29 protein-coding genes and 1 riboswitch are annotated in these 26,189 nt (G+C 62.2%); of the genes, 9 read left to right on the forward strand and 20 right to left on the reverse strand.

The genetic code is table 11. From position 1 onward, the window contains the following. Positions 1–15: 15 nt before the first annotated feature. Positions 16–399: a nuclear transport factor 2 family protein gene (locus ACR9WD_RS16190; protein ID WP_052253949.1), complete on the forward strand. Its 384-nt coding sequence runs from the start codon at positions 16–18 to the stop codon at positions 397–399. A gap of 3 nt (positions 400–402) precedes the next feature. Here the strand turns inward: ACR9WD_RS16190 and ACR9WD_RS16195 are convergent, their stop codons facing one another. From ACR9WD_RS16195 to ACR9WD_RS16205, 3 genes are all read right to left on the reverse strand, one after another. After that, positions 403–843, reverse strand: a complete 441-nt coding sequence (locus tag ACR9WD_RS16195; protein WP_434922441.1) for an SRPBCC family protein — start codon at positions 841–843, stop codon at positions 403–405. A 54-nt stretch (positions 844–897) separates the two neighbouring features. After that, positions 898–1,155 carry a hypothetical protein gene (locus ACR9WD_RS16200; RefSeq protein WP_052253948.1) on the reverse strand — a complete coding sequence of 86 codons (258 nt, stop codon included), beginning with the start codon at positions 1,153–1,155 and terminating at the stop codon, positions 898–900. A gap of 85 nt (positions 1,156–1,240) precedes the next feature. After that, positions 1,241–1,702, reverse strand: a complete 462-nt coding sequence (locus ACR9WD_RS16205; protein WP_190264330.1) for a MarR family winged helix-turn-helix transcriptional regulator — start codon at positions 1,700–1,702, stop codon at positions 1,241–1,243. 169 nt (positions 1,703–1,871) lie between these two features. On the opposite strand from ACR9WD_RS16205, the gene ACR9WD_RS16210 reads away from it, so the two are divergent. Beyond that, complete coding sequence (locus ACR9WD_RS16210) at positions 1,872–2,873, forward strand: pirin family protein (protein WP_190264331.1); 1,002 nt, start codon at positions 1,872–1,874, stop codon at positions 2,871–2,873. Between the two features lie 17 nt (positions 2,874–2,890). Further along, positions 2,891–3,223, forward strand: a complete 333-nt coding sequence (locus ACR9WD_RS16215; protein ID WP_121867700.1) for a GNAT family N-acetyltransferase — start codon at positions 2,891–2,893, stop codon at positions 3,221–3,223. A 10-nt stretch (positions 3,224–3,233) separates the two neighbouring features. Here ACR9WD_RS16215 and ACR9WD_RS16220 read toward each other — a convergent pair whose 3' ends face one another. The 7 genes from ACR9WD_RS16220 to ACR9WD_RS16250 all read right to left on the reverse strand — a co-directional run bounded on the left by ACR9WD_RS16220 (position 3,234) and on the right by ACR9WD_RS16250 (position 11,934). Further along, entirely contained in the window at positions 3,234–3,422 is a 189-nt protein-coding gene (locus ACR9WD_RS16220; RefSeq protein WP_066142870.1) for a hypothetical protein, read from the reverse strand. A gap of 13 nt (positions 3,423–3,435) precedes the next feature. Next, positions 3,436–4,818 carry an MFS transporter gene (locus ACR9WD_RS16225; protein WP_149597607.1) on the reverse strand — a complete coding sequence of 461 codons (1,383 nt, stop codon included), beginning with the start codon at positions 4,816–4,818 and terminating at the stop codon, positions 3,436–3,438. Between the two features lie 23 nt (positions 4,819–4,841). Further along, complete coding sequence (locus tag ACR9WD_RS16230; RefSeq protein ID WP_190264332.1) at positions 4,842–5,579, reverse strand: ZIP family metal transporter; 738 nt, start codon at positions 5,577–5,579, stop codon at positions 4,842–4,844. Between the two features lie 61 nt (positions 5,580–5,640). Further along, positions 5,641–6,996: a replicative DNA helicase gene (gene dnaB, locus ACR9WD_RS16235; RefSeq protein WP_038992790.1), complete on the reverse strand. Its 1,356-nt coding sequence runs from the start codon at positions 6,994–6,996 to the stop codon at positions 5,641–5,643. An 856-nt stretch (positions 6,997–7,852) separates the two neighbouring features. Beyond that, positions 7,853–8,353 (reverse strand): flavin reductase family protein, encoded by a 501-nt coding sequence (locus tag ACR9WD_RS16240; RefSeq protein ID WP_073707159.1) that lies wholly within the window; start codon positions 8,351–8,353, stop codon positions 7,853–7,855. A gap of 94 nt (positions 8,354–8,447) precedes the next feature. Continuing rightward, positions 8,448–8,565: riboswitch (SAM riboswitch) on the reverse strand. Positions 8,566–8,852: 287 nt separating this feature from the next. Then, positions 8,853–10,649 carry an NAD(P)-binding domain-containing protein gene (locus tag ACR9WD_RS16245; RefSeq protein WP_396264220.1) on the reverse strand — a complete coding sequence of 599 codons (1,797 nt, stop codon included), beginning with the start codon at positions 10,647–10,649 and terminating at the stop codon, positions 8,853–8,855. 112 nt (positions 10,650–10,761) lie between these two features. Continuing rightward, positions 10,762–11,934 (reverse strand): helix-turn-helix domain-containing protein, encoded by a 1,173-nt coding sequence (locus ACR9WD_RS16250; protein WP_223308840.1) that lies wholly within the window; start codon positions 11,932–11,934, stop codon positions 10,762–10,764. Between the two features lie 237 nt (positions 11,935–12,171). Between ACR9WD_RS16250 and ACR9WD_RS16255 the strand changes: the two genes are divergently transcribed. The 5 genes from ACR9WD_RS16255 (at position 12,172) to ACR9WD_RS16275 (ending at position 16,359) form a co-directional block, all read left to right on the forward strand. Next, positions 12,172–13,779: an AMP-binding protein gene (locus tag ACR9WD_RS16255; protein WP_038992786.1), complete on the forward strand. Its 1,608-nt coding sequence runs from the start codon at positions 12,172–12,174 to the stop codon at positions 13,777–13,779. Between the two features lie 15 nt (positions 13,780–13,794). Then, positions 13,795–14,211 (forward strand): PaaI family thioesterase, encoded by a 417-nt coding sequence (locus ACR9WD_RS16260; protein ID WP_121867704.1) that lies wholly within the window; start codon positions 13,795–13,797, stop codon positions 14,209–14,211. 172 nt (positions 14,212–14,383) lie between these two features. After that, positions 14,384–14,608 carry a hypothetical protein gene (locus ACR9WD_RS16265; RefSeq protein WP_233125344.1) on the forward strand — a complete coding sequence of 75 codons (225 nt, stop codon included), beginning with the start codon at positions 14,384–14,386 and terminating at the stop codon, positions 14,606–14,608. 94 nt (positions 14,609–14,702) lie between these two features. Continuing rightward, a complete protein-coding gene (locus ACR9WD_RS16270) occupies positions 14,703–15,293 on the forward strand; it encodes a dihydrofolate reductase family protein (RefSeq protein ID WP_073707162.1) in 591 nt (196 codons plus the stop codon). Positions 15,294–15,300: 7 nt separating this feature from the next. Beyond that, complete coding sequence (locus ACR9WD_RS16275) at positions 15,301–16,359, forward strand: PQQ-dependent sugar dehydrogenase (protein WP_434922442.1); 1,059 nt, start codon at positions 15,301–15,303, stop codon at positions 16,357–16,359. 93 nt (positions 16,360–16,452) lie between these two features. Here ACR9WD_RS16275 and ACR9WD_RS16280 read toward each other — a convergent pair whose 3' ends face one another. Next, positions 16,453–17,970, reverse strand: coding sequence for an acetyl-CoA hydrolase/transferase family protein (locus ACR9WD_RS16280; protein ID WP_434922443.1), 1,518 nt, complete (start codon positions 17,968–17,970; stop codon positions 16,453–16,455). A 205-nt stretch (positions 17,971–18,175) separates the two neighbouring features. Continuing rightward, positions 18,176–18,481: a helix-turn-helix domain-containing protein gene (locus ACR9WD_RS16285; protein WP_052253946.1), complete on the reverse strand. Its 306-nt coding sequence runs from the start codon at positions 18,479–18,481 to the stop codon at positions 18,176–18,178. 307 nt (positions 18,482–18,788) lie between these two features. Here ACR9WD_RS16285 and ACR9WD_RS16290 point away from each other — a divergent pair, with 307 nt between their 5' ends. Next, the gene (locus ACR9WD_RS16290) at positions 18,789–19,154 is read left to right on the forward strand and encodes an SPW repeat domain-containing protein (RefSeq protein WP_038992779.1); all 366 of its coding nucleotides are present in this window, start codon (positions 18,789–18,791) and stop codon (positions 19,152–19,154) included. Positions 19,155–19,334: 180 nt separating this feature from the next. Here ACR9WD_RS16290 and rplI read toward each other — a convergent pair whose 3' ends face one another. The 8 genes from rplI to ACR9WD_RS16330 all read right to left on the reverse strand — a co-directional run bounded on the left by rplI (position 19,335) and on the right by ACR9WD_RS16330 (position 25,970). Next, on the reverse strand, positions 19,335–19,793 hold the full coding sequence (rplI, locus tag ACR9WD_RS16295) for a 50S ribosomal protein L9 (RefSeq protein ID WP_038992777.1): 459 nt from the start codon (positions 19,791–19,793) through the stop codon (positions 19,335–19,337). Positions 19,794–19,810: 17 nt separating this feature from the next. Beyond that, positions 19,811–20,050: a 30S ribosomal protein S18 gene (gene rpsR / locus ACR9WD_RS16300; RefSeq protein WP_013350683.1), complete on the reverse strand. Its 240-nt coding sequence runs from the start codon at positions 20,048–20,050 to the stop codon at positions 19,811–19,813. 62 nt (positions 20,051–20,112) lie between these two features. Beyond that, on the reverse strand, positions 20,113–20,682 hold the full coding sequence (locus ACR9WD_RS16305) for a single-stranded DNA-binding protein (RefSeq protein ID WP_013350684.1): 570 nt from the start codon (positions 20,680–20,682) through the stop codon (positions 20,113–20,115). A 55-nt stretch (positions 20,683–20,737) separates the two neighbouring features. Next, a complete protein-coding gene (rpsF, locus tag ACR9WD_RS16310; protein ID WP_038992775.1) occupies positions 20,738–21,034 on the reverse strand; it encodes a 30S ribosomal protein S6 in 297 nt (98 codons plus the stop codon). Between the two features lie 170 nt (positions 21,035–21,204). Then, positions 21,205–23,301, reverse strand: a complete 2,097-nt coding sequence (locus ACR9WD_RS16315) for an acyltransferase family protein (RefSeq protein WP_223308841.1) — start codon at positions 23,299–23,301, stop codon at positions 21,205–21,207. A gap of 109 nt (positions 23,302–23,410) precedes the next feature. Further along, positions 23,411–23,902 carry a helix-turn-helix domain-containing protein gene (locus ACR9WD_RS16320; RefSeq protein ID WP_434922444.1) on the reverse strand — a complete coding sequence of 164 codons (492 nt, stop codon included), beginning with the start codon at positions 23,900–23,902 and terminating at the stop codon, positions 23,411–23,413. Between the two features lie 140 nt (positions 23,903–24,042). Further along, positions 24,043–24,594: an LURP-one-related/scramblase family protein gene (locus ACR9WD_RS16325; protein WP_073707273.1), complete on the reverse strand. Its 552-nt coding sequence runs from the start codon at positions 24,592–24,594 to the stop codon at positions 24,043–24,045. A 95-nt stretch (positions 24,595–24,689) separates the two neighbouring features. Then, on the reverse strand, positions 24,690–25,970 hold the full coding sequence (locus ACR9WD_RS16330) for a M18 family aminopeptidase (RefSeq protein ID WP_121867708.1): 1,281 nt from the start codon (positions 25,968–25,970) through the stop codon (positions 24,690–24,692). Positions 25,971–26,189: the final 219 nt, after the last annotated feature.

Below are 26,189 nucleotides of genomic sequence, written 5' to 3' on the forward strand. Positions count from 1 at the left end.
CGAGGAGGACCGGGCATGGAAGTTGAGACCCCGGCGACCTGCGGCAACGCCCCGCGCCATCAGATCATCATGGGGCTGCTGGCTGCGCTGCACGGCAAGGACCTGGCAGAACTGCGCCAGTGGCTTGCCGAGGATGTGGTGTGGGAGTTCCCGGGCGAGCAGGCCCTGCATGGACGCGACGCGGTGGAACAGTGGGTCCAAGCTCGCCCCGAGACCAGCAGGGTGCTCTTCCTGAGCATCCTCACCCACGGCAAGGAAGGCAGCGCGGACGGGATCTTCACCAGTGGCGGCAGGGAAACTCCCTTCAGCCACGTGCTGCGGTTCGCCTCGGCCGGCAAGGCAGCGAAGCTGGTCGGCGTGCGCAGCTATTTCGCCGCTTCTTCCGCTGCTGCGCAGTAGGGCCTAGAAGTATTCTGCCAGCAGCGCTTCGAGCTTCGCGAAAGCCGAGTGCCATGCCTGGGTGCTGGACTCGATCACCTCATGCGGCAAGGGGGTTTGGGTCAGCGTGAGCATGGTCTGGCCGGCGAATTCCTTGAATTCGATGCGGGTCTCGATTACCAGGTCCAAGGTCATTTCGTGCGGGCCGTCGGCGCTGGCCAGGCACTCGTACTCGTCGAAGGCGGTCAGCACCGCCTTGAGCGGCACCTTGGCTTCCGGGTTCCCTGCCTGCACCATGTTCAGCTCATGCCGGCCGCCGACCTTGGCTTCGAAGACGACGGAATCTTCCTCGACCAGCCAGCCCTCCGGCCCCCACCATTGGGCGATGATTTCCGGTTCGACAAAGGCAGCCCAGACGGCGTTCTTCGGTGCGGAAAACTGCCGGGCGACTACAAGCTCAGTCATCGATTCCATGGGTTCAATTCTATCGCGGCCCGCTTTCGGGCTCAGCTGCGCGGGCTAGCCTTGCGGGCGGCGGGGCTCCATGCGGCTCACGGTGTACAGCGTTTGCTCATCCGGCAGGGTTCCGGCGGCTTCATGGGCGCGCATGACCTTCATGGCGCGATCCCATTTGATGCGTTCGCGCGGGCTGGCCAGGACGCGGCGCTCGGCGGGACCGAAGATCGACAATCCCAGGTACTTCAGGCGCCAGAAGATGCGGTAGCCGACGCTCAGTCCGGTGGTATCGGAAATGATCGGCAGGGGTGATTCATCCATGATCGTCGTCCTCTTCGGTCATCTGACGTGCAAGTGCTTGCACATCAATCATACGTCATTAGTTGGTGCACCAACTAAATTGGCCCTAGCTCTTCGGAGCGTTCGCACCAGCGGCGATCATGCGGTCCAGGATGCTGCGCAGTTCCAGGACATCCTTCTCCGAGAGGGCAAGCCGGGCCATCATCTCTCGGGGCACCTTCACCGCTTCGGCACGCAGCGCTGCGCCCTTCTCCGTGGGCTGGATGACCACTGCCCGCTCATCGTCCGGGTTCTTCGTCTTGGCTACCAGCCCGGCGGTTTCCAGCCGCTTGACCAGCGGCGAGAGCGTTCCCGGATCCAGATGCAGGTGCCCGCTGAGGCCACTGGCGCTGATCGGTCCCAGATCCCAGAGGGCCAGCATCACCAGGTACTGCGGATGAGTCAGTCCCAGCGGATCCAGCACGGGCTTGTATGCCGAGATCACCGAGCGCGAGGCTACGGCCAGGCCGAAGCAGACCTGCTTTTCCAGCTTGAGAAGATCTTCGTCGCGAAGAATTGCACTGTCCACGTTGCTGCAAGCTCCTTGAAAGATGCCTAATACCACTGCATCGATCGTACCCCGGCCGAAAATGTCGCGACCGGGCCCAAGCGCGCACAGTGGAATGGCATGGCTTCCGGCGATATGGAAAATAGCGGAGCGAGTAGTCAAAACGGGCGGCAGTGAATAGCCTTGGCCTATGAGCAATCTTGAGCAGAGTCCGCAGGAGATCGACTGCCATGCACTGCGCTCCGGGGCAGAGGTTGAAATCCTCGAGCCACGCGAAGTGCCGCTGGGCGGCCCGCGGGCCATGACTGTCTTCCGCACGCTGCCGCAAAAGCAGCGCAGCCTGATTGGCGCCTGGTGCTTCCTTGACCATTACGGTCCGGACGACGTCAAGGTCACCGGCGGGATGAACGTGCCCCGGCACCCGCATACCGGATTGCAGACCGTCTCCTGGCTCTTCACCGGCGAGATCAACCACATGGATTCTGCCGGCTTCAAGGCAACCGTGCGCCCGGGCGAGGTCAACCTGATGACCGCCGGCCACGGAATCAGCCATTCGGAGATCCTCACCGAGGACACCACCATCCTCCACGGCGCCCAGCTATGGACCGCGCTGCCCGATCATGCGCGGGACATGGAGCATACCTTCGAGAACTACCGCCCGGAACCGCTGACCGCCGAGGGCTGGTCGCTATCGGTATTCCTGGGAACCTACGCGGTAGCTGGGCAATCTTCCGCCTCCCCGGTGAAGACCCACACCGAGCTCGGCGGCGCGGAATTGCGCCTCGAGCCGAATACCGAAATCCACGTCGTGGTTCCCGAGCACCATGAGCACGGGATCCTCTTGGACTCCGGCAGCCTCGAAGTCAACGGCCATGAGCTCGCCCCGCGCGATCTGGGATTCGTGCAGGCCGGGTGCAAAACCCTGCACCTGAGGTCCGGCGACCAGCCGGTGCTGGCGCTGCTCATCGGCGGTGAACCGCTGAAGGAAGACATCCTGATGTGGTGGAACTTCGTGGGCCGCACCCATGAGGAAGTCCTCGCCTTCCGCGCGCAGTGGCAAGCCGAAATCGGGGCGGAGCCCGGGGACGCCTCCGAGGACCGCTTCGGGCCTTTCCCGACTGATACCCCGGCAGCCCTGCCGGCCCCGGCGCTTCCTACCGTTCGCCTTCGCCCGCGGGTGAACCCCGCCTAGCCACCAAGGAGCTTTCCATGAGCGATATCAAGCCAGTTTTCCTGCCCGAGCGCCAGCGTTTCGCCCTCGATGATGACGGGAAGATGATCGGCGCGGCGCACTACCGCGATTTCGACGGTTCAGAAGGAGTCGAGCGGATTTTCTTCCACACCACCGTGGATGAGGAATATGGCGGGCAAGGGCTGGCCGGCATCATGGTGAAATTCGCGCTGGAGAACACCATCGCCAGCGGCGCCAGAATCGTTCCGGTCTGCCCGTACGTGAAGGCCTACGTTGCCAAGCACACCGAGTACGCGAAGCATCTGGTGGAACCGGAAAAGCACCATCTGGAGATCCTGCCGCGCGGCTGAGCCGGGCAGTTCAAGGATTCATCTCCAGGCCTCGCGCGGCCAGCTCTTCGCTCAGGAGGCGGATGGCTTTCGGACCCACGCCGTGCAGTGCGAGCAGCGCCGCGGCGCCGGCCTGCCCCGCCTGCTCGAGGCTGGTGATGCCGGCCTGCTCGAAGGCCCTGGCCGCGGGGTTGCTGGTTTTCGGAAGCTCGGTGCCCATGACCCCAGCGTAGTCAGGCTGCCGGCCGCGCAACAGCTTTGGTGCGCGGCGAGATCGCGATCAGGACGAGCACCAGCAAGAGGCTGAAGCTGAATACCGAGATGAACCCCATGCCGGTGGCGGCCATTGCGAAGATGACCCCACCGATGGCGGTGACCCCGGCATTGCCCAGGGAGTCGGCCACGGTCATTGCCGATGAGTTGAATCCCTGCTCGTCCTTGGCGGACAGGGCCAGCATGTTCACGTTTTGCCTCGGGAAGATCATGCCCATGCCGAAGCCGCCCACAGCCCATCCGCAGACCAGCACGAGCACCGGCGGATGGAAGACCGCGGTAGCCAATGCAGTTGAAATCGCTATGCAGCCGGCAATGGCACCCACGGTGATGCAGGTGGAGGATTCCACCTTCTCCCCCAGCTTTCCCTGCAGCCATGAGCCCACCGACCAGCACAGTGCCGAAGCCGTCAGGATCAGGCCGGCCCGGTCGGGGCCCAAGTGGTAATCCTCGCGCAGCAGGTAGGGCAGGTAGACTTCCACGCCGAAGAAGGCACCGGCCACGAAGATGCGGGTCATGATGGTGGACGGCAGTCCCCGGGCCAAGCTGAATGTGCCCTTGGGCAGCAGCGGGCGAACCGCGGCCAGGGCTACCGCCAGCGCCAGGACCAGACCGAGCAGGGACCAGCGGCCCTGCGCATTTCCGAGCAGGTTCATGCAGATAACTGCCATCCCGGTCAGGCCGGCCAGCACCAGCCGCTTGGCGGAAATCGGCCCCAGGTCAGGATTGCGCGTCGAGCTCAGCGATTTCAGCGCCGGCACGACCCCGCAAAACGCGAGAACCACCAGCACCGCCACGCCGGAGAACACCCAACGCCAGCCGAGGTGCACCGCGATCAGGCCTGCCATCCAGGGGCCGATCATCGCCGGGATCACCCAGGCGGTAGCGAACAGGGCGAAGATCTTCGAGTGCAGGTGCCCAGGGTACGCCCGGGCAATGAGCACGTAGATGGCGACGGTGATCGCGCCACCGCCGATTCCCTGCAAGACGCGCCCGGCAATCAGCGTCTGCATGTTCTCGGCCGAACCGCAGATCAGCAGCCCAACGCAGAATACGGCAACGGCGATGAACAGCGGGTGCTTCGGCCCCCACCGGTCGGTGACTTCTCCGGCGGCCACCATCCCCAGCATGCCGCTGGCGATCGGTGCGGCAAAGGCCAGCGCGAAGTAGCGTTCACCGTCCAGCAGCTCGCTGACCAGCGGCATCACCGTCGTCACGGCCATGGATTCGAAGGCGACCAGGAAGACGAGCACGAACATGCCAAGGGTGGTGGCAAGATACTGCGGAGCATAGATGGTGGACTCGGCACGCTCGGTTGATTGGCTGCTGCGGTTCAGGGGCATGCAACCATGATCTCAGGTTTCGCCTAGCCGCCGATCACGTGCAGGCTGAACGCCGCGAGGAAGCCCAAGGTCACCAGCAATCCGGTGTAGTCGTGCTCCACCTTGTAGGCTTCGGGAACCATGGTGTCGGCGATCATCGTCAAGATGCCTCCGGCAGCGACGGCGGTGGCGAAAGCCAGCACCTCGCCGGGCATGGATTCCAGCAGCAGGGCTCCGAGGAAGGCCGCGATGCCGCAGGAAATGGCGATGGCGCCCCAGAGCAACGCGATCGAGGATCCCTTCTTCCCGGACGCTTTCATCTGGGCGGTGCTCGCCAGGCCCTCGGGGACATTGGAGATGAAAATGGCGATCAGCATTGCCGGATTAATGCTTGCGCTGGCAACAACGGTCAGTCCCAGGGCCACGGATTCTGGAATGCCGTCGATGAGCGCGCCGACCGCGAGCGCGGATCCGGACGAATCCTGCTCGCCTGCGCGCTGCGCCTGCCTCTTTCCGGTCCGCCAGTCCAGCAGCCGGTTCGCACCGAAATACAAGGCAGCGCCCACAATGACACCGCCCAGCGTCGCACCAAGGCCACCGGTGCCATAGGCTTCGAGCACCAGCTCGAAGGCCAGGGCGCTGATCAGGACCCCGGCGCCGAAGGCCATGATGGCGCTGACCCAGACCTTGGGGATCTTCAGCCACCAGGCAGCACCGGACCCCAGCAGCAGGGCGGACCCGGCCACGGTGCCCCAAAGCAAAGCCTGCAACGAAGCGAACATGGCACCCACTATAGCCAGCAATGAGCCGGGTTAGTAGGTGCCATATGAGTTCTGACTGGGACTAACCCTCGTTGGACATGTTATTGAAACGCGAATAGTGGCCCTGGAAGGCCACGGTGATGGTCTTGGTCGGACCTGCACGGTGCTTCGCGATGATCACGTCGGCCTCGCCCGGACGGTTTTCCTTGTCGTACACGTCGTCGCGGTGCAGCAGGATGACCATGTCGGCGTCCTGCTCGATCGAACCCGATTCACGCAGGTCCGAGACCATGGGCCGCTTGTCGGTGCGCTGCTCCGAACCACGGTTCAGCTGCGACAGCGCGATCAGCGGCACGTCGAGCTCCTTGGCCAGTAGCTTGAGGTTACGCGAGAACTCCGAGACTTCCTGCTGGCGCGATTCCACGCGCTTGCCCGAGCTCATCAGCTGCAGGTAGTCGAGAATGATCATGCGCAGCTCGTTGCGCTGCTTCAGCCGGCGGCACTTGGCGCGGATTTCCATCATGGACATGTTCGGCGAATCGTCGATGAACAGCGGGGCTTCGTTGAGCCGGCCCATGGTCGTGGCGATCTTGGTCCACTGCGCATCTTCCACCGAGCCCTTGCGCAGGTCCTGCAGCTGGATAGACGCCTCGGCCGAGAGCAGGCGCATCGCAATTTCGTTGCGGCCCATTTCCAGGGAGAAGAACACGGTGGCCATGTTGTGCTTGATGGCAGCCGAACGGGCGAAGTCCAGCGCGAAGGTCGACTTGCCGACGGCGGGACGGGCAGCGATGATGATCATCTGGCCGCCCTTCAGGCCCTGGGTCAGCTCGTCGAATTCGTAGAAGCCGGTGGGCACACCGGTGATGCCGTCGCCCGCGTTGGCCGCGTTCTCGATCTCGTCGACCGTGTCTTCGATGATGTCCGAGAGGCGCACGTAGTCCTCGCTGCTGCGGTTCTCGGCAACCTTGTACACCTCGGCCTGGGCTTCGTTGACGATTGCGTCGACCTCGCCATCCGGCGAGTAGCCCATCTGGACGATGCGCGTACCGGCGTCAACCAGCCGGCGCAGCACTGCGCGTTCGCGCACGATTTCTGCGTAGTACCCGGCATTCGCCGCAGTGGGAACCTGCTGGATGAGGTTGTGCAGGTAGGCAGCGCCACCCACGCGCGAGATTTCGCCGCGCTTGGTCAGCAAGTCGGCTACGGTGACCGCATCGGCTGGCTCGCCGCGGCCGTAGAGGTCAACGATTGCCTCGTAGATGGATTCGTGGGAGGGACGGTAGAAGTCGGTGCCGCGGATGGATTCAACGACGTCGGCAATCGCATCCTTGGAAAGCATCATGCCGCCGAGCACCGACATTTCGGCCTCGATATCCTGTGGCGGCTTGCGCCCTGCGTCGGATTCCCGTCCTTCGTAAACCGGCTCAGCACTCATTGCAGACACTTCCATCCCCTATTGACCCGCTGGGAAAATTCTCCTTGCCCTCATGGCAACGCTTCATCATGTCAGTCGATACGGACTTTTAGCTGTAAAGCGCCTGTGGATATTTCTCTCCCGAAGCCAACACTAGGGCTGTTATTAACAGGCGTAAACTTCATTATCCACAGAATATGTGGATAACACACCCCTACCTGTGGACTCCCCTGTTCACAGTCTGGGGAGAACCCTGTGGATTACCCCACTCTACACACCGGTAACACCTATTGACTAGGCTGTTTGCATTTTCACACTTGTGGAAAGAAAGTTAATTCATTGAAGGTCACGCCAACCACATCAAGGTTATCAACACCCACAATCGCCCAGTTTCCGGGGTTTTTGCTCCTTTGTTCACATTTCCCCACACTTCATCCACAGTTTTGTGGATAACACTGTGGATACTGTTAATTTTGCAAAACCCTTAGTCACCACGGATTAATGTTCGCTATCAGGGCTCCGAGCCCGAAGTAGTTCACAACCGACAAGAATTTCACCGCTCAGGGCCGTGGATAACTTGATGTCGCCGACGTGGCGTTGCGTGAATTTGAAGCCGTAACTGGGCTCTTGGCGCACTGCCGCCGATTTCCCTCCGCAATCAGCTGCAGTGGAAGTGCGATTACACGTCGAACTTGCCCGCAGTGCATGGGCTGCATGTAGTCCAGGGTTGCTGCCGGTGCGCCCGGAGATCAAGAGGCATCGCGCCTAGTTTTCAGATTGGCGCAAGGATAAAGTGATTCCGCAGGCCTCGAAATCAAAAAAGCTTCGGCCAGATCAATACGTTGATCTGGCCGAAGCTTTGGAAGTTCAGAAGGGCTTAGACGAGCTCGGGAACCGGCAGTGAATGGAAGCGCGAATCGTGGAAGATCTGCGGTGAGTGCTTCGAGATGCGGTGCCCGTGGACTTCCATCAAGATCACCCAGTGATCCCCCGCTTCGACCTCGTTGTAAATCGAGGTTTCCAGCCACAGCGTGGACTCGTTAATGAACAGTGCGCCCTGCTCCGAGGAATAGGTGTCGATCCCGCGGAATCGGTCGCCGTTCTTCGACGCGATCTGAGCACACACTCCTTCATTGCGTTCGCTGAGCACCGAAACGCCGATGCGGCCAGCGTTGCGCAGTTTTGGCCACGTATTCGATGATTTCTGCACGGCGAACATCACCAGTGCTGGCTCGAGGGAAACACCCACGGTAAATGACGAAGCCACAATGCCGGTCTTCTCGCCATCCAGTTCTGCACAGAGGGCGGCTACGCCTGACGGATGCTGAGCGAAAACCTTGCGCAGGGTCAACGGGTCAAGTTCAAGATTCAATGACATGGCTCGATTCCTTCGGGTCTTGCCCACCGCGCAGTAGTCCGCACGCCGGAGCTTCTTGCTTCTCGAAGCCGCCAGAGTTGGAGTTCCGCGCCGTGTGCGGTACTTGTTCCAGCACGTTTTTGCGTGGAACCGAATCCTCACCTGGAGCACCCCACTACCGTTGAGAGGGTTGCCGATCAGCAAGCCAGGGCTTATAGCTGATGCTCTTGATTCTGCTTAAAACAATATGGGTGATTACGAAGCAGCGTCAAACAATTCACTTCTTAAATCGAAATACTCCGGTATTCATTCGGTGAACTGCGGTCATTTCTGGTCGCAATCGTTCATTTGTTCGCCACACATCATGTCCTGTTCGCCTTAATGCTGAGGAACCGGCTTGCAACGGAATCCCTGCCCGGTTCGGCCCCCAGTACCTGTTCTGCCGGTTGGCAACGAGCCTCGGCCCGCCCGGACCAATCACGGTCCAGGAGGGCCGGGAAACCCCAGGTACTTCCGCGCTTCAGAGCCGGTGGAAGCTTTCGGCGAGTGCGTACACCGGGGTGTCCAGCCCCTCGTAGCGGGCCTTGAGCTGCAGCCCGAGGTACTTGGAGTAGTGGCGCGACTGGTGCAGGTTGCCGCCGTGGAACCACAGGTTCTTGACCCTGGTCGGCTTCCACATGTTGCGCAGCTCCCCCTCCCACGGTCCGGGATCCTTGGTGGTGCCCGACCCCAGTCCCCAGCACTTGCCCACCTCGTCGGCGACCTCCTGGGATATCAGCTGCGCGGCCCAGCCATTCATGGAGCCGTAACCGGTCGCGTAGACCACCGCATCGGCGGGCAGCTCGGTGCCGTCGGCCAGTACCACGGAATGCTCGGTCAGGTGCGAGACTTCTCCCTTGGCAAGGGCGATGGAACCATCGGCCACCAGCTCCGAGGCGCCGATGTTGATGTAGTAGCCCGAACCGCGGCGCAGGTACTTCAGGAACAGGCCCGAGTCGTCGTCCCCGAAGTCCAGATCGAACCCGGCATCGGTCAGCGACTGGTAGAACTGAGCGTCATCCTCGCGGATCTGGGCGAAGGCCGGCTTGTGGAACTCGGGCAGAACCTTGTACGGGATCGAGGCGAAGATCAAGTCCGCGGTATTGTGGTCGATCCCGTTGGCCAGCGCCTCCTCCGAGTACAGCGGGCCGAGCACGGTCTTCATCAGCGATTCGGAACGCACGATATGGGTGCTGGAGCGCTGCACCATGACCGGCTTCGCTCTGTTGTTCACCAGGTCGGCGCAGATGTCGTGAGCTGAATTGTTCGACCCGATCACCACCACGTTCTTGCCCCGGTAGGCCTCGCCGCCAGGATGGGTCGAAGAGTGGTTCTGCTCGCCGGCGAAGATGTCCTGCCCCGGGTACTGCGGCAGGTTCGGGATGCCTGACATGCCGGTGGCCAGGACCAGATGGGTGGGGCGCAGGGTCAGCGGCTGGCCTTCGCGGATGACGTCGACGATCCAGCCCTCGCCTTCGGAGTCCTTGCGTGCGCCCACCGCCTCAGTCAGGGACCAGTAGTCCAGCTCCATGAGCTTTGTGTAGCACTCCAGCCAGTCCCCCATCTTGTCCTTCGGGGTGAACACCGGCCAGTGGTCGGGGAACTCGATATACGGCATGTGGTCATACCAGACCGGGTCGTGCAGGGCCAGGGAGTGGTAGCGCGAACGCCACTGGTCGCCGGGCTTGGGATGCTTGTCGATGATCAGCGCGGGCACGCCCATGCGCTTCAGCCGCGCACCCAGGCCGATGCCGCCCTGGCCGCCGCCGATGACCAGGACATAGGGCTGCTCAGTGATTCCCAAGGATTCCTGGGCCTTCTTCCGCCGGTCCAGCCAGTTCTCCGAGACCATGTCCGCCCCGTGGTCCGCCCCCAATTCGCGGCGCGCCCCGGAAGGCTCGGGGAAGTCGCGCAGTCCTTGCGCGGTGGACAGCATTGTCCAGCCCAACCCGTCGCGCAACCGGAACAGGCCCTTGCCCTGCACCGCATCGTTCTCGAAGGTGAACCAGGCCTCGATGACGCCCTCGGCTTCCGTGGCGCTGGTCACCTGCAGGTTGCGCGGCCAGGCCCCGGCATCGATGCCCAGCAGCATGGACTGGATGCCGTCGCGCCCCTCCGCGGTATGCAGGTTCCAAGTCAGCGAGGTCAGGTCGCGCCAGTAGGATTCCTCGCCGAACATTTGCACTGCGGCGGCGGAATCACTGGCCGACAACGCCTGCTGCAGCTTCGCCAGCCATGATCGTGCCTGGGTTTCCGGGGAGTTCTCGGCCATCGTCATCACTTCATTTCTTTCTGGAACCGTCTAATTGGTGCGTCAGGTGCCCTGCCGCGTGGAATCCAGATTATGACGTGGATCACAAGAAGAAAGGGTTGCAAAAGGTTGCGTGATGTCAGCAGGAGAAGACCACCGGCACGGTCAGCCGGTATGGGCGCGCGGCGATGATTCCGCCGAGCTTGGCACGCAGCCGTGACACCTCGGCGCGCACCGTCACCGCACTCACGGGCCTAGGCCACAGCTCAGCGAGCCCGTCCGCATCGACACCCTGGTGCCGACGGGCTAGAAGCTCCAGGATCTGCCAATGCCGCCACCCCAGGGGCACTTCGGTGCGTTCCGAGCCCACGCTGATCACCACCTTAGGCACCGGGCCGGAGCACAGTTCCAGCACTACCCGCTCCGCAACGGGACGCAGTAACCATCCCCCGGGGATCGGTGCGGCGTGCATGGCGCCCAGACCGCGTACCCAGACGTTGCCCTCCTGCAGCCCCCCAGGCACAGGGAGGCGTGCCGGGCAGTCGAATCCTCGGCTGGCGGCCACGGCAAGATGCCCATCCACCAGCACGTAGCGTCCGCCCGGGCCATCCACGGCACTGCGCAGCTCGTCCAGCTCCAGCTGGTGCAGCCGCAGTAGCTCACCCTCGGCCTCCCGCGCGGTCGCGGAAACCAGCGCGAGGGTGTGCGGATGCGCGGTACGGAAGGACCCAGCCAGAGTCACCGTGGCCGCCAAGGCGCCGGTGGCCGGGTTGACGATCGGCGCCGAGGTGCACACCCAGGCATGCTGCTCCTCGCGGGCATGCTCCGGGCCGAAGACCTGAATGGGAATCCGGTCGACCATAACCGTGCCGATGCCATTGGTTCCCACATCCGCCTCCCGCCAGCGCGCTCCAGGAATGAAGCCGATACCGTCACTTTGCCGGCGCACGGCGCGCGGGCCGCGCACCGAGAGGATGTAGCCTTCCCCGTCGGTGATGACCAGCTGGTTTTCTGCCTGCCCTGCCAGGGGCAGGAGCCGGTCGCCCAGCAGTTGGCCGAGAATCGACATTTCCTGGTTGCCCCGCCGGCGAGCAGCCAGCTCGTCCTCCGGTAGCAACCTGGATTCTCCACCGCGGCCCGGAGCCCGCTTCCAGGAGCGCGCAATGACCGGACGCACCTCGCTCCGGATGCGCGCGCCCTCGGACCAGGCGCGATGCAAGGGCAGCAATTGCCGGGCGTAACCCAGTGGATCCACACCGGCGCCGAGCGCAGCTTGCAGGCTCTGGGCAGCAGGAGTGCGGACAGGTGTCATGCTTAGAGAATGGCATGCATCCTGGTCTAGGGGAAGACTTGCAGTCCTTTCCTGCATGCCAGCGCCACTGCTGTGCATTCGGCGCTGCAATGCATCCATTCAACGAAATGAAACTTCGTTTCGTAGACAGAACTGCAGTTTCATGCCACGATATGAATCAGTGTGATCCACTCCATATTCCGAGCCGGCGAACCCGGCTGCAGCGGAACAGTAACAGAGAACAAAGGACGTCACCCCATGGTCATGACCCGTGCAAACCATTCAGAACTGACCCCGCTGCGTTTCCTTGAGCGCACAACCGAGGCCTATCCGAAGAAGACCGCCGTCATCCATGGAACTCGCAGCTACACCTACGCGGAACTCGAAGCACGCGTGCACCGCTTTGCCCAGGCGCTGAAGGCGCGCATTGAACCGGGCGACCGCGTGGCCGTGCTGGCACCGAATACTCCCGAAATGCTCATGGCGCATTACGCCGTACCGCTGGCTGGCGGCGTCCTCATTGCCCTGAATACCCGCCTTTCGGCCCACGAGCTGCAGTACATCATTGATCATTCGGCTACCAAGCTGATGCTTGCCGACACCGAGCTGCTGGAGAATACGAAGACCCTGCGCCGGGAGAACCCGACGCTGGAGGCGCTCATCGAAATCACCGATGACCAGTACTCCGGACCGCGTCCCGAAGTGCAAGTGGACGCCACCTTGGACGAGCTGCTCGCAGAAGCCTCGGATGAGAAGCTTCCCTATGCCATAGCCGACGAGCGGGCGCCGATCACCCTCAACTACACGTCAGGCACCACCGGCAAGCCGAAGGGCGTGCTCTACTCGCACCGCGGCAGCTACCTGAATTCCTTGGGCGAAGCGCACCACCAGGGCTTCACCGCCAAGACCCGCTACCTGTGGACCCTGCCGATGTTCCACTGCAATGGATGGTGCACCCCATGGGCCGTTACCGCAGCAGGAGGAACCCACCTGTGCCTGCGCGGCGTGCGCGAGGATGCGGTCTGGGACGCCATCGAGAATCTGGGGACCACGCACCTGTGCGGCGCCCCGACCGTTTGCTCCATCATCGCCGACTCCACCCGCGCCCACCAGCTTGATGCGCCATTGCGGATCACCACCGCTGGCGCTCCGCCATCCCCGGCCATCATCTCCAAGCTGCAGAATCTGGGCATCGAAGTAGTCCACGTGTACGGCCTGACCGAAGTCTATGGGCCGTACACGGTGTGCGAATACCAGGATGAGTGGGATGAGCTCGATGGGCCGGCCCGGGCAGCGAAGCTCGCCCGCCAGGGCGTTGGCATGATCACCGCCGAGTCCGCGCGCATTGTCGACGAGAACATGGACGATGTCCCGGCGGACGGGCAGACCATGGGCGAAATCGTGCTGCGCGGCAATAACGTCATGATCGGCTACTACCGCGACGACGCCGCCACCGCCCAAGCTTTCCATGGCGGCTGGTTCCACACCGGCGACCTCGGCGTCATGCACCCGGACGGCTACATCCAGGTGCGCGACCGGGCCAAGGACATCATCATTTCCGGCGGCGAGAACATCTCCACCATCGAGGTGGAACAGGCCCTCGCATCGCACCCAGAAGTGCTGGACCTTGCAGTCATCGGCGTCGCCGACGAGAAATGGGGCGAGCGCCCGGTGGCTTATGTCATCCGCACCAGCGGATCCACCCTGGATGCCGAAACCCTGATTGGCTTCGCCCGCGAAAAGCTGGCCGGATTCAAGGTGCCGCGCACCATCGTCTTCCCGCAGGATCTGCCGCGCACCTCCACTGGTAAGGTGCAGAAGAATGTTCTGCGCGCCCAGGCGCTTGAAGACAGCACGACGAACTAGCTCAAGGACCAGTAATTGGATAAGCCAGCACCACGGATTCCTGACAAGACCAGCCGATTCAGCGCAAGCATCGGATTGGAATTCGATGAAATCACTGCCACTGAAGTACGTGCCCACGCGCAGTTGGACGAGAACCACCACACTCCGTGGGGCGTGGTCCATGGCGGCGTGTACGCCTCGATGATCGAGAGTGCAGGGTCGGTTGGCGCCAGCTATGCGGTGGCCGAACGCGGGCAATTCGCCGTTGGAGTGCACAATGCCACTGACTTCCTGCGCCCCTCCACCGGGGCGCGGGTCCAGGTGGTCGCCACCGCGCTGTTCCAAGGACGCACCCAGCAGCTCTGGGAGGTCATCATCACCGATGAAGCCACCGGCAAGCAGCTCTCCCGTGGCCAGCTTCGTACCCAGAATGTGGACTTGCCCAAGGAATGACGTCAAGCAGAAGATTCATAAGATGCGCATCATGTCCAGCACAGTGAGCGTGCATTTCATGTAGTGCGCCCGCAATGCACAGATGCAGTAGTGGCAAAGGCGGGAAGAAGGTGCGCAATTGAAGGTCTCCGCAAATATACTCGTCGGCAAATGTCCGCTATGGACTTGGGTAATGATGGGATTGGCGCTTGCTTCTGCCCTGGCCCTCATTGACTGGGCAGACACGGGGACGGCAAAACCACTCTGGATGTTCCTCCTGCCCACTGCCTTTGGCTTATTGGGAGGCATCGTGGCTGCGTTGAAGAAGAGCTTTGGATGGGCGCTCATCTCGCTGGCTTTCGGCCTGCTGGTTGTGCAACTGCTATCCGTCGTGGTCACCGTGGTCCAGGGTCCATAACGGTTCCCTGAGAATCCCGCGTCACTGCTTTTCCCTCTGCGAGCACCTGCGTACGGTAGGTGGCATCTAACGCCCGAGCTCCAGGAGGTTCGCCATGAGCGCGACCTATACCTTCGATGTGTTCAGCAGCCTTGATGGCTTCGGCAGTGCCGGAAGCGATTGGGGCGGCTATTGGGGAAAGCAAGGGCCTCAGCTGCTGGCCCATCGGCTCGAACTGTATACGCCAGCATGCCGAGTAGTCTTCGGAGCCAACACCTTCCGCCTCTTCAGCCGCTTCTGGGAAGAAATCGAAATGAATCCCGAGGTGGAAGACGCGTGGGGCGTAGCCTTGCACGACAAGCCCGCCACCGTCATCTCCACCACCTTGGAAGAGCCTTTGAACTGGCCCAACCCCACACTGGAGCGCGCTGATGCACTGGAAGTCGTCGCGCGGCTGAAGGAAACCTCGGATGTGCCGCTGCGCTCCCACGGTTCTCTCGCCATGAACCATTCCCTGCTCGCGGCAGGCCTGGTCGATTTCATCCAGGTGACCATCTTCCCCGTGCTGACCGGGCACAGCGGCTCAGCTCCTGTACTTGGCGGGGTGGACGACTACGACCTGGAACTTGTCGATTCCAAGCTGCTGGACGGCCGGATCCAGGAGTTGACCTATCGTCCGACGCGCCATCAACCAGCACACAGCTAGCAGCACCATGCCTCGCATCCTCTTTCCTTGGACGCTGGTTGGCATGCTCCTGCTCAATGGGTGCGCTGCACCGACCGCCAGCGACCAGCCTGCCAGCACGCCCACTCCCCTGGCCACCGGTCTGGAAGCCCCCTGGTCAATGGTCTACGCCCAAGGCAGCTTGCTGGTCAGCGAACGGGATTCGGGACGCATCGTGGAAATCCTGGATTCCGGGCAGCATCAGGAAGTCGCTCGGGTCGATGGCGTGGCAGCCCAGGGCGAAGGCGGGTTGCTCGGCTTGGCCTTCCTCGCCCCCAATCAGCTGTACGCCTACTCCACCACGGAATCAGGCAACCGCATCCAGCAGTTCACCGTGCAGGGCACCACGGGAAGCCTTTCGCTCTCGGCACCGCGCACGCTGCTCTCCGCCTTGCCGTCGGCGAGCATCCACAATGGCGGGCGGCTGGCAGTCGGGCCCGATGGCATGCTCTATGCCTCCGTCGGGGACGCGGCGGACCCCCAGCAGGCCCAGGACCTCCAGCAATTGGGCGGCAAGATACTGCGCATGGCACCGGATGGCAGCATCCCGGACGATAATCCATTCTCAGGAACCTATGTCTACAGCTACGGGCACCGCAATGTGCAGGGCATGGCGTGGAGCTCGGACGGGACCATGTATGCCAGCGAGTTCGGGCAGAACACCTGGGACGAGTTGAACATCATCGAGGCCGGAGGCAATTACGGCTGGCCGCTGGTCGAGGGATCCGGCGGCACAACGGATCAGTACACTGATCCGATCGCGCAGTGGGCGCCGTCCGAGGCGAGCCCCAGCGGCATCGCGATTGTCGACGATACCTTGTACGTGGCGAATCTGCGCGGAGCGCTCCTGCGCAGCGTCAGCCTGGATTCACCCGATAGCCAATCAGAACTGCTGGAGGGAGAGCATGGGAGGCTGCGCGATGCCTTGCTGTCCGAGAATGGGGACCTGCTGGTCTTGACCAGCAATACCGACGGCCGCGGCAACCCGACCCCGCAGGATGACCAGATCCTGGGCATCAAGCTCGTTCCGCAGTCACCCACTGGATAATCTCCGCCAAGCCGTCCCTGCGGCCGGATCCCATGGAAATGACGGAGGGCCGGAACCATGGTGCCGGCCCTCCGCCATCTGATCCAGTCCAGCCTAGTTGGCCGGGCGCATGTCTCCGGTCTGCCGGAAGCGCTCATGCCAGGACAGCGCCTCGCCCAGCAGGTGCGGGGTGTGCTTGCCGTAGCTCTCCTTGCAGGCACGGTCGAAGTAGTCCTGCAGCATCGGGCGGTACTCCGGGTGGGCGCAATTGTCGATGACGATCTGCGCACGCTGCTTGGGCGAATGGCCGCGCAGGTCGGCCAGGCCCTGCTCGGTAATCAGGATCATGGTGTCGTGCTCAGTGTGATCCACGTGGGAGGCCATCGGAACGATGCCGGAGATCTTGCCGCCCTTGGCGGTGGATGGGGACATGAACACCGACAGGTAGCCGTTGCGCGCGAAGTCGCCCGAGCCGCCGATGCCGTTCATCACGTGCGAGCCGAGCACGTTGGTGGAGTTCACGTTGCCGTAGATGTCGGCTTCGATCATGCCGTTCAGCGCGATGCAGCCCAGGCGGCGGATGATCTCCGGGTGGTTGGAGATCTCCTGGGCGCGCAGCAGGATGCGCTTGCGGTAGTGGTCGACGTTGCGGTTGAATTCCTCGATGCCCTCCGAGGACAGCGAGAAGCTGGTGGCGGAGGCGAACTCGATGGTGCCGTCCTTGATCAGCTCCAGCATGCCGTCCTGGATGACCTCGGTGTAGGCGGTCAGGCCCTTGTAGCCGCCGCGGGACAGGCCGGCCAGCACGGCGTTGGCGATATTGCCCACGCCCGACTGCAGAGGCAGCAGCTTCTCGGAAAGGCGTCCGGCGCGGATCTCGGAATCAAGGAAGGTCAGCAGGTGATCCGCGATCTTCTCGCTGGTCTCGTCCACTGGCGCGAAGGGGCTCAGGCGGTCAGGTGCGTCGGTTTCCACGACGGCGACGATCTTGTTCACGTCGACGTCCATGTACTGCTGTCCGATGCGGTCGCGCACGGTTCTCAGGTCGATCGGCTTGCGGTGCGGTGGGAGCGCGGTGCCGTAGTAGACGTCGTGCATGCCTTCCATGGCCGCTGACTGCTGGCTGTTGACCTCGATAATGACCTTGTCGGCCATTTCCAGCCAGTTCTTGTTGTTGCCTACCGAGCTGGAAGGGATCAACGCTCCCTCGGCGGTGACGCCGACAACCTCGACGATGGCCAGGTCGATCTTGCCGTAGAAGCCGAACCAGGCGTGCTGTGCCACATGGGACAGGTGGATGTCCATGTATTCCATGTTGCCGTCGTTGATCCGGCGGCGCAGCTCGGGGTCGGACATGTACGGCAGGCGCAGGTTCATGCCCTCGGCCTTGGCCAGCACGCCATCCAGTTCAGGGGCGGTGGAAGCGCCGGTCAGCACGTTGATCTTGAAGTCCTTGCCGGCAGCGTGCTGGCGCTCCATCTGCGCGGCCAGTGCCCCGGGCACTGCCTTCGGGTATCCAGCACCGGTAAAGCCGCTCATGGCTACGGTCATGCCCGGCTTGATGAACTCGGCAGCCTGCTCGGCGCTCATCAAGCGATCAGCAAAGGCCCGGTGGTGAATACGTTCGTGCAAAATAACCCCTTTAGAACTTCCTTGAGATGCAGGTCTATAACCTGCATCTCACCGGAATACTGTAGCGGCTTTGGCGCAGTGACTCAGACCTCACCGGGCGCTTCTGCGCGACGGGTGGCATATTTATCGACGAGCAGGGCTCAATTTGCGCTGACCGGTCGGCCGGGAAAAGCCGCGCGGCAATTGTTGCGGGCAGCTGGGATCGCTAGCCGATTTCGGCGTGCATGTCCTTGAGGATCGCCCGCACTTGCAGGCGGGCGCCCATGGCCTCTGCGTAGCGGCGCAGGGTCGCCAACTGGACCCGATCCAGGTCGCCGGTCTCCATGCGGGCAATGCGGTCGACACTCAGCTTCAGCGCGCCGGCCAGCTCAACCTGGCTCAGCTCTGCTTCTTCGCGCAGTGCACGCAACGACAGGCGCCGGGACTCGACCTGGACACGGCGCTGATGCTCAGCCACAGCTTCGCGTTGGGCCTCGGTCAAGACTTCAGGATCGGCATACGCAAAACCCATTTGGTCCACCGTTTCTCTCGATCATGCTGGCTTAGGACGCATTCATCTTCGAGGCTACGAGCCCGGAGATTCAATGCCAACGTTTAAGACGCGCCTTTCACAAGGCGATCTGGTGAATTATGTGCAAACCCGCGGTGGACCGGATACAGGCTGGCATTGCCTGGCGGCCAGAGGGAAATGCGGCGATGATGGCCAAGCCTTTACCAAAATGCTCCCGAAATCGGATTGTGCCTCGGCAACCTCGAACCTACATTTAAATCGACTCCCGCCAAGGAGCCCTCTGCAATGGATGTTGGAGGTATTAGCAATGAAGAAATGGACTCGGTGGCAAGACTGGGTCGGCGTCGCGGCAGGTATTGTTGCCGCAGTTTCAACCACCTGGCTAGACGGAACCAGCACCTCGATGACGCTGATGCTGGTCTTCGGCTTGCTCATGGTGGTCACCGGTGTTTGGAGCGTCATGATGCCGCGCCTGGTTTCCATGGAATGGGCACTGGCCATCGCCAGCGCGCTGCTGTTCGCCTCGCCGTGGATGGGATCGTTCACCGATTTCGCCGGCGCCGCATGGATGTCGTGGATCTGCGGTGGTGTCGGCATCGTCTCCGGCCTGCTCGCGATTTCCCCTGCCATGGATATGCACCATGCAGCTGGCGGATCCCGGATGGCGCACTGAGAAACTGGAATCCCGGTCGATGGCCGCGATGCCGAAGCATCGCGGCCATCTGGCGTTAATCCCGGCACTCGGCGGATGCGACTCGACCTTGGCTGGACCCGGAGGGTTAACGCCAAGAGGTGGCGTGCACTCCTTGCGGAGCGCACGCCACCTCTTGATCAGAAGCGGAGTCTGGAAGACTTACTTCTTGGCAGCAGCTACAACCTGCAGGCGCAGGTTTGCAACAACGTCCTCGTGTACGCGAACGGTTGCGGTGTAGTTGCCAGTCGACTTGATGTGGTCGTTGACCTCGATGTTGCGCTTGTCGATCTTGCCCAGACCGGCAGCCTCGACGGCAGCAGCAATGTCGGTGGTCTTGACGGTGCCGAACAGGCGACCGTTCGAGCCAGCCTTGATGGTGATCTTCACCGGCTGGGACTTCAGCTTGGCTGCAAGTTCCTGAGCTTCCTCAAGGTTTGCAACAGCGCGAGCAGCACGTGCAGCCTTGATCGACTCCACCTGCTTCTCACCGCCCTGGGTCCAGACGATTGCGAAGCCGCGTGGCAGCAGGTAGTTACGGGCGTAGCCGTTCTTTACCTCGACAATATCGCCAGCAGCACCGAGACCGGATACTTCGTGAGTCAGAATGATCTTTGCCATTTTGCTATCCCTCTTCCTTAGCCGCGGCCAGCGCCGGAGTAAGGCAACAGGGCAACTTCACGTGCGTTCTTGATTGCCTGTGCGATCTTGCGCTGTTCCTGGACGGAAACGCCAGTTACACGACGAGCGCGGATCTTACCGCGGTCGGAGATGAACTTGCGCAGCAGTGCGGTGTCCTTGTAGTCGATGACGGTGATGTCAGCGGCCTTCAATGGGTTGGACTTTGGTTTGGGCTTACGGATTTCAGCCTTAGCCATCGTGGAGCTCCTTTAGCTTTGGAGCCCGCAGAGTGATCTGCGGGATGGTGAATAAATATTGTTTAGAAAGGTGGTTCGTCTGCGCCCGGGTTGCCCCAGCCGCCACCGTTGTTTCCGCCGGTGCTCCATGGGTCAGCGGCTGGAGCATTCCATCCGCCACCCTGCTGCGGCTGCTGCTGACGCGGAGCCTGCGCTGGTGCACTTTGCTGCGGTGCGTTGGAGAAGCCTCCACCACCGTTGCCGAAGCCGCCGTTGCCACCGCCGGAGCGCTGGGTACGGGTGACCTTGGCCGACGCGAAACGGAGCGATGGGCCGATTTCATCGACTTCAAGCTCCATGACGGTGCGACGTTCGCCTTCCTTGGTGTCGTAAGAACGTGAACGCAGGCGACCCTGGGCGATGACGCGCATGCCCTTGGTCAGCGTCTCGGCAACGTTCTCTGCAGCTTCGCGCCACACCGATGCGCGCAAGAACAGGGCTTCCCCGTCCTTCCACTCATTGGACTGGCGGTCAAACGTGCGAGGAGTCGAAGCGATCGTGAAGTTCGCTACGGCTGAACCGGACGGCGTAAAACGCAGCTCCGGATCGGCAGTCAGGTTTCCGATAACGGTAATAACAGTCTCGCCTGCCATTGACTCTCCTTAGAAAGATTGAACGTTAATTCCTACGACGGAAGGTTGCGCGTAATTAAACGCGTGCCTCTTCCGGACGGGTGACCTTGTGGCGCAGGATCAGCTCGTTGATCTTCAGCTGGCGCTCAAGCTCAGCGGAAGCGGCTGGTTCTGCGGTGTAGTTCACCACTACGTAAGTGGCTTCTGCCTTCTTCTTGATCTCGTAAGCCATCTTGCGACGACCCCAGACATCAACCTTTTCGATGGTGCCACCGTTGGAGCGAACAACCTCGAGGTACTTCTCGATGGTTGGCTCTACGGTGCGGTCATCGACCTCTGGATCAATGAGGACCATAAGTTCATAAGCACGCATGTGAACCCACCTCCTTTGGGCTAAACGGTCGCGGTATTTCCGCAACAGGAGGTTCTTGCGTTATCTGCGCACCAGACACCCAACTTTCGGGCATGCAGTGGCACAGACCTTCCAATCCTACCCGAGAGACCCGAACTTGCATAAGGCTTGGTGTCCTAGATCATGCCCGGCTACTTGGAATCCAGGGCAGCCTCGATCCTTTCACCGAAGATCGGGGCCAAGGTGCGCATGTAGGTATCGCTGATGTGGTGCTTGTCCCGGTAGACCAAGACATTCCCCACCACTGCCGGGCACGTTCCGTCCACACAGAAGTAGTCGCTGAAGTCGAGCACCTCGACGCGCGGTTCCAGTTCGGCGGCCTGCTTGGTGGCATCGCCCTTTTCGTAGGCTCCCGCTTCAGGGAAGGAGCACTTGCCTGGATCCTGCACGTTTTCCTCTACGCAGTCCCGCGCATAGGAAACCTGCGGTGGACGCGGGGTATCGACAATGGCATAGACCGGCAGGCCCGCGTCTTCCAACGCGGACCACGTCGTGGCCAGACCCTGTGCCGCATTGGTAGTGAACGTGGCACCTCCCCAGTTCGCGGTGATCACCGCGTTGATGTCATCGCGCGAGGTCAACGCATCCATGGTCTGGTCGATGGCTTCTTCGCAGTTGATGCTGCCATCCCGGTCCGCCTTGCGCTGGGCGTCGGAGAACGGGCAGGAATTCTTCAGGTAGGTCACGACCTTCCAGCCCTTGCTCTGGGCGTAGCCACTGACTGCCTCGAACCAGTGGGCGGCGTGGGAATCCCCGACCAGCGCCACGGTGTAGCTGGCATCCTCGCTGCCGAATTCGCACTCCTTGATTTGCGTGGACTTCGGCTCCTGGACGCAATCCCCCAGATCGGGCTGGTCTTCGGCGGCCGTCGCGGGCAGCGGGACTACCTGCCGGTGGCCGGCAAGGAACGCCGGTGCCCCCTGGTCGACGGAGGCCGCGCCGAAACCGGTTGGCGGGTCTTGCATCATCGCACCCAGCTCGCGCTGCTCCTTTGCCACAAGTTGCTGCTGCATGGCACCTGGCAAGAGCGCGATGGACGCCGCCAACCCGACCATCACAGCCCCGGCAAGCAGGGAGCGGGCCGGCGAACTGGCAATCGGGCGGAAGTGGCGCGCAGGCGTCTCGACCCACGTCAAGCTGGCCCAGGCCAGCAGCAGGGAACCTGCCAGCAACGCCAGCGACTGCACCGGCCCGGGCTCGCTGCCCGCCAGTTCGATGTAGAACACGATTAGCGGCCAGTGCCACAGGTACAGCGAATACGAAGCGAGGCCTACCCACTGGACGGGAGCCCAGTTCACCAAGGGATGCAAGGATCCAGGGCCTCGCGTGCTGCCCGCGGCGATCACCACGGCGCAGCCAAGAACCGGGATGGAGGCCGCGATGCCCGGGAAGACCGTCAGTGCGTCGTAGCTGAAAGCAGCGAAGCAGATCGCTGCCAAGGCCGCGAGCACGGCAAGGTTCCTGGCCTGCCAGCTGGTGACCCAGGCTGGGAGCTTCAAGGCGCCGTTGGCGTGCGCCTGCACTGCCAAGGCCAGCAGTCCACCGACGGCAAGTTCCCAAATGCGCGTGGTGGTGATGAAGTATCCGGCGCTATTGCCTGAGTAGCCGGCAAAGGCCGAGTACCCCAAAGACAAAAGTGTGGCGGCCCCGAACAAGATCCAGAGCATGCGGCGCCGCGGAGCGAAAGCATCCGCGCCGCTAGCGTCCGGCCCCGGCTTGGCCATCAGGCAGGCGGACAAAACCAGCAGCGGCCAGAACAGGTAGAACTGCTCCTCGACACCCAAGGACCAGAAATGCTGCAACGGCCCGGGAGCCTGGTCCGCGGCCAGGTAATCGACGGAGTCGGCGGCGAGCACCCAGTTCTGCACCGAGAAGGCTGAGGCGATGGCTTGGGTGCCCAACTCGCCCCACAGGGTCTTGGGCAGGATCAGGAAACTTGCCGCGACCACTGCCAGGATCACCAGCATGGCCGCCGGGAGGATTCTCCGCGCTCGACCGGCAAAGAAGTTCGGGAGGCTGACCCGGCCGGTGCGTTCGGCCTCGCGCAGCAGGTGCGAGGTAATCAAGAAGCCCGAGATGACGAAGAAAATGTCGACGCCGATATAGCCGCCCGGAACCACGGATGGCTCAAGGTGATAGGCCACGACCAGCAGAACTGCCAAGGCGCGTAGCGCTTGGATCTCCGGACGGAAATTCTTGACCTGCGGGGAAATCGAACTCATAGTCATTGATCAGACCAGCAGGGGGTAAACGGCAGGTTATCAACGGGCAACAGGCACTCTAACGAGCCGTGGGAACCTCATGAGCGGCCCGAGGTTCCCGCTTCAGAGCCCGCCCCTAGCTCAGTAGTTTCCGATTCGCCCTGGATAGCGGGTACTTGGCATCAAGCTTGGGATCGAGGCTCAGCCGGAAGACGGCTTCAAGCAGGAGCTTCCCGACGCCCCAGTACACCGGGATCAGCAACCAGATGTACCAGCCGAAGTTGCCGGTGGTTGCCAAGATGACCGTGCCGAAAGTGACCAGGATGCCCGCGCCGCGGAACACGAGCAGGATCCCCTTGGTGACCGAATCCCGGCGTTCTTGATCCGCTTGGGTTCGCGCTTCGAGCCCGTCCACGGCCTCAGAGAACTTTGGGGTTTGGACGCTCGTGAAGAGGTCTCCAACCGGCACATCCAGTGCCTTGGCAACCTGGGAGATGGTTTCCAAGCTCGCGTCGTTTCCGGCTTCGAGCCGTTGGACCGTCCTGACAGTAATGCCGCTTTCTGCGGCTAGGCGTTCTTGCGTCCAGCCCTTGATGCGGCGAAGCTGTGCGATGCGTGATTCATTCATGGGACTCACGCTAGCCAATGGCTTTGCGAAAGCACCACGACATCAACGCGAAAGTTACCCGACTGCAACACGACAGCGCCTCAGAACCGTTATTGGCCTGCTAAAAGGAAGTATTCCTGCCGGCGACTATTTCGATTCAGTCAGGAATTGCGCTGTTGCTTTTCACGGATCAAATCCAGCGCTAGCACCGAACCGATCACTGCTTGGCGTTGCTGCCTTGTGAGGTTTTCGGCCAGGCGCACGGCGTAGGTTGACTTCCCCATCAACGCGTTGCCCATTCCGGACCATTCCCGGGTCACGGTTCCCAGGACTCCCCCGGGACCGGTGATCTGGAAGTCGAAGTCCCAGATGCTGCCCAGCAGCTCGAGCTCTTCTCCCAGCATCGAGATGGAAACCTTCGTCTTGAAGAAGGTAATCCTCTTGACCAAGCTGGCCAGCGGGGAACCATTGCCGTCAAGGATCTCGAACCGATCGCGGCCCATGGTCATCGTGTCCTTGACGACGATCACCGGATTATCCGGACCATCGAAGACAGTAAGTTCGCGAGCCCCGACGAACATGCGCCCCAGCGTGCTTCCGCCGGTATCCACGTGGGCAATTTGCGTCCCGGAGGAATCCAGAATCGCGAAGTCGTTCTTCGAGAAGTTCTTCGTCTGCTGGAAGATCAACGTGTTCTGGGTGAAGATCGTCATGGTGCCGATTATGCCACCGATCAGGCGCGTCGGACGAGGTTCGAGCCGGGACACGGAAAGCCGGCCCGAAGGCCGGCGTTCCGCAATGCCATGCCCTAGGCTCCGAAGAACTCGCCAGAGACCTTGGACAGGTACCATGGGTCGTCGACGCCGCACATCTCGCGGGCCGAGTGCATGGACAGCAGCGCCACACCCACGTCAAGGGTGCGGATGCCCAGCCGGGTTGCGGTCAGCGGGCCGATGGTCGAACCGCATGGTACGCGGTTGTTGGAGACGAACTCCTGGTAGGGAACTCCAGCGGCCTCGCACCAGTTGGCGAATGCGGCAGCACCCACCGCATCGGTGGCATAGCGCTGGTTGGCGTTGATCTTCAGCAGCGGACCGGCATTCAGCTGCGGGCGGTTGGCCGGATCGTGCCGCTCCGGGTAGTTCGGGTGAACCGCGTGGCCGGCATCCGCAGACAGGCATACCGAATTCGACAGCGCGCGGGCGGTGTCTTCAACCCCTGCTCCCATGGATGCCTGGATGCGGTTGATCAGTTCTTCCAGGAAGGGGCCGCAGGCGCCCGAGCGCGAGGAGGAACCCAGTTCCTCGTGGTCGAAGGCGGCAAGCATGGCAATGCGGTTGCCTGCTGGTTTGCGCGAATGTCCAATCAATGCGATCAGGCCTGCGTGCACCGAGGAGAGGTTATCCAGGCGGGAGCCGGCGAAGAAGTTCTTGCCTTCTCCGAAGACCTCGCCGCGCTGCGCTGGTGCGGTCAGGATGTCGTAGCCGGCGACCTGTGCCGGGTCGACACCTGCAGACTTCGCCAGGATCGCCAGGATGTCGGCATCCGCAAGGTCACCGGCGCCGAAGATCGGATTGGTGTGGGTCTGCTTGTCCAGGGTGAGGCCCTCATTGACCTGGCGGTCCAGGTGGATGGCCAGCTGCGGGATGCGCAGGATCGGTTCGGTCTGGGCCAGGTGCTCGGATCCATCCTTGAGCACCAGCCGGCCGGCAAGCACCAGTTCGCGGTCCAGCCAGGAGTTCAGCAGCGGTCCGCCGTAGACTTCAACTCCTGCCTGCCACCAGCCGTTGGAGCCGGTGGTCGGCTTCGGCTTGAGCTTGAAGCCCGGCGAGTCGGTGTGGGCACCGAGGATATGGAAACCGCTCGTCGCGGTGGCAGCTTCTGGCTGCACCCATGCGATGATCGCACCGTCGCGGACCACGTAGTAGGAGCCCGGAGCAAGGTTCCACGCCTGCTTCTCATCCAGCGCCGTGAATCCAGCAGCGTCCAGGCGCTTGGCGGCCGAGGCCGCTGCGTGGTAGCTCGATGGCGAGGTTGCGACGTATTCGGCCAGATCTGCAATGTGGGCCATTGCTGCGGCTTGTGCCATGGCTGGTTGCTCACTTCTTTCTGTCAAGAGATGTTTGTCAGACGGTTCTTCAGGTTTTGGTTCCCGCCTGAAAAGTCGAGTTGCCTCCCAGCTTAGTAGCCTGAACCACATTTGCTGGTGTCCGACTGGACCTCCGGCCTCGCTGGCAACCTGCCGGACACCCCGATCCAGTCCTTGACTTGGCGGCTAGCTGTCGACGAAGCTGAAAGCAGTCCCGCC

It is taken from the genome of Glutamicibacter sp. PAEs-4 (genome assembly GCF_051161755.1).
In the GTDB taxonomy this organism is placed as follows: domain Bacteria; phylum Actinomycetota; class Actinomycetes; order Actinomycetales; family Micrococcaceae; genus Glutamicibacter; species Glutamicibacter nicotianae.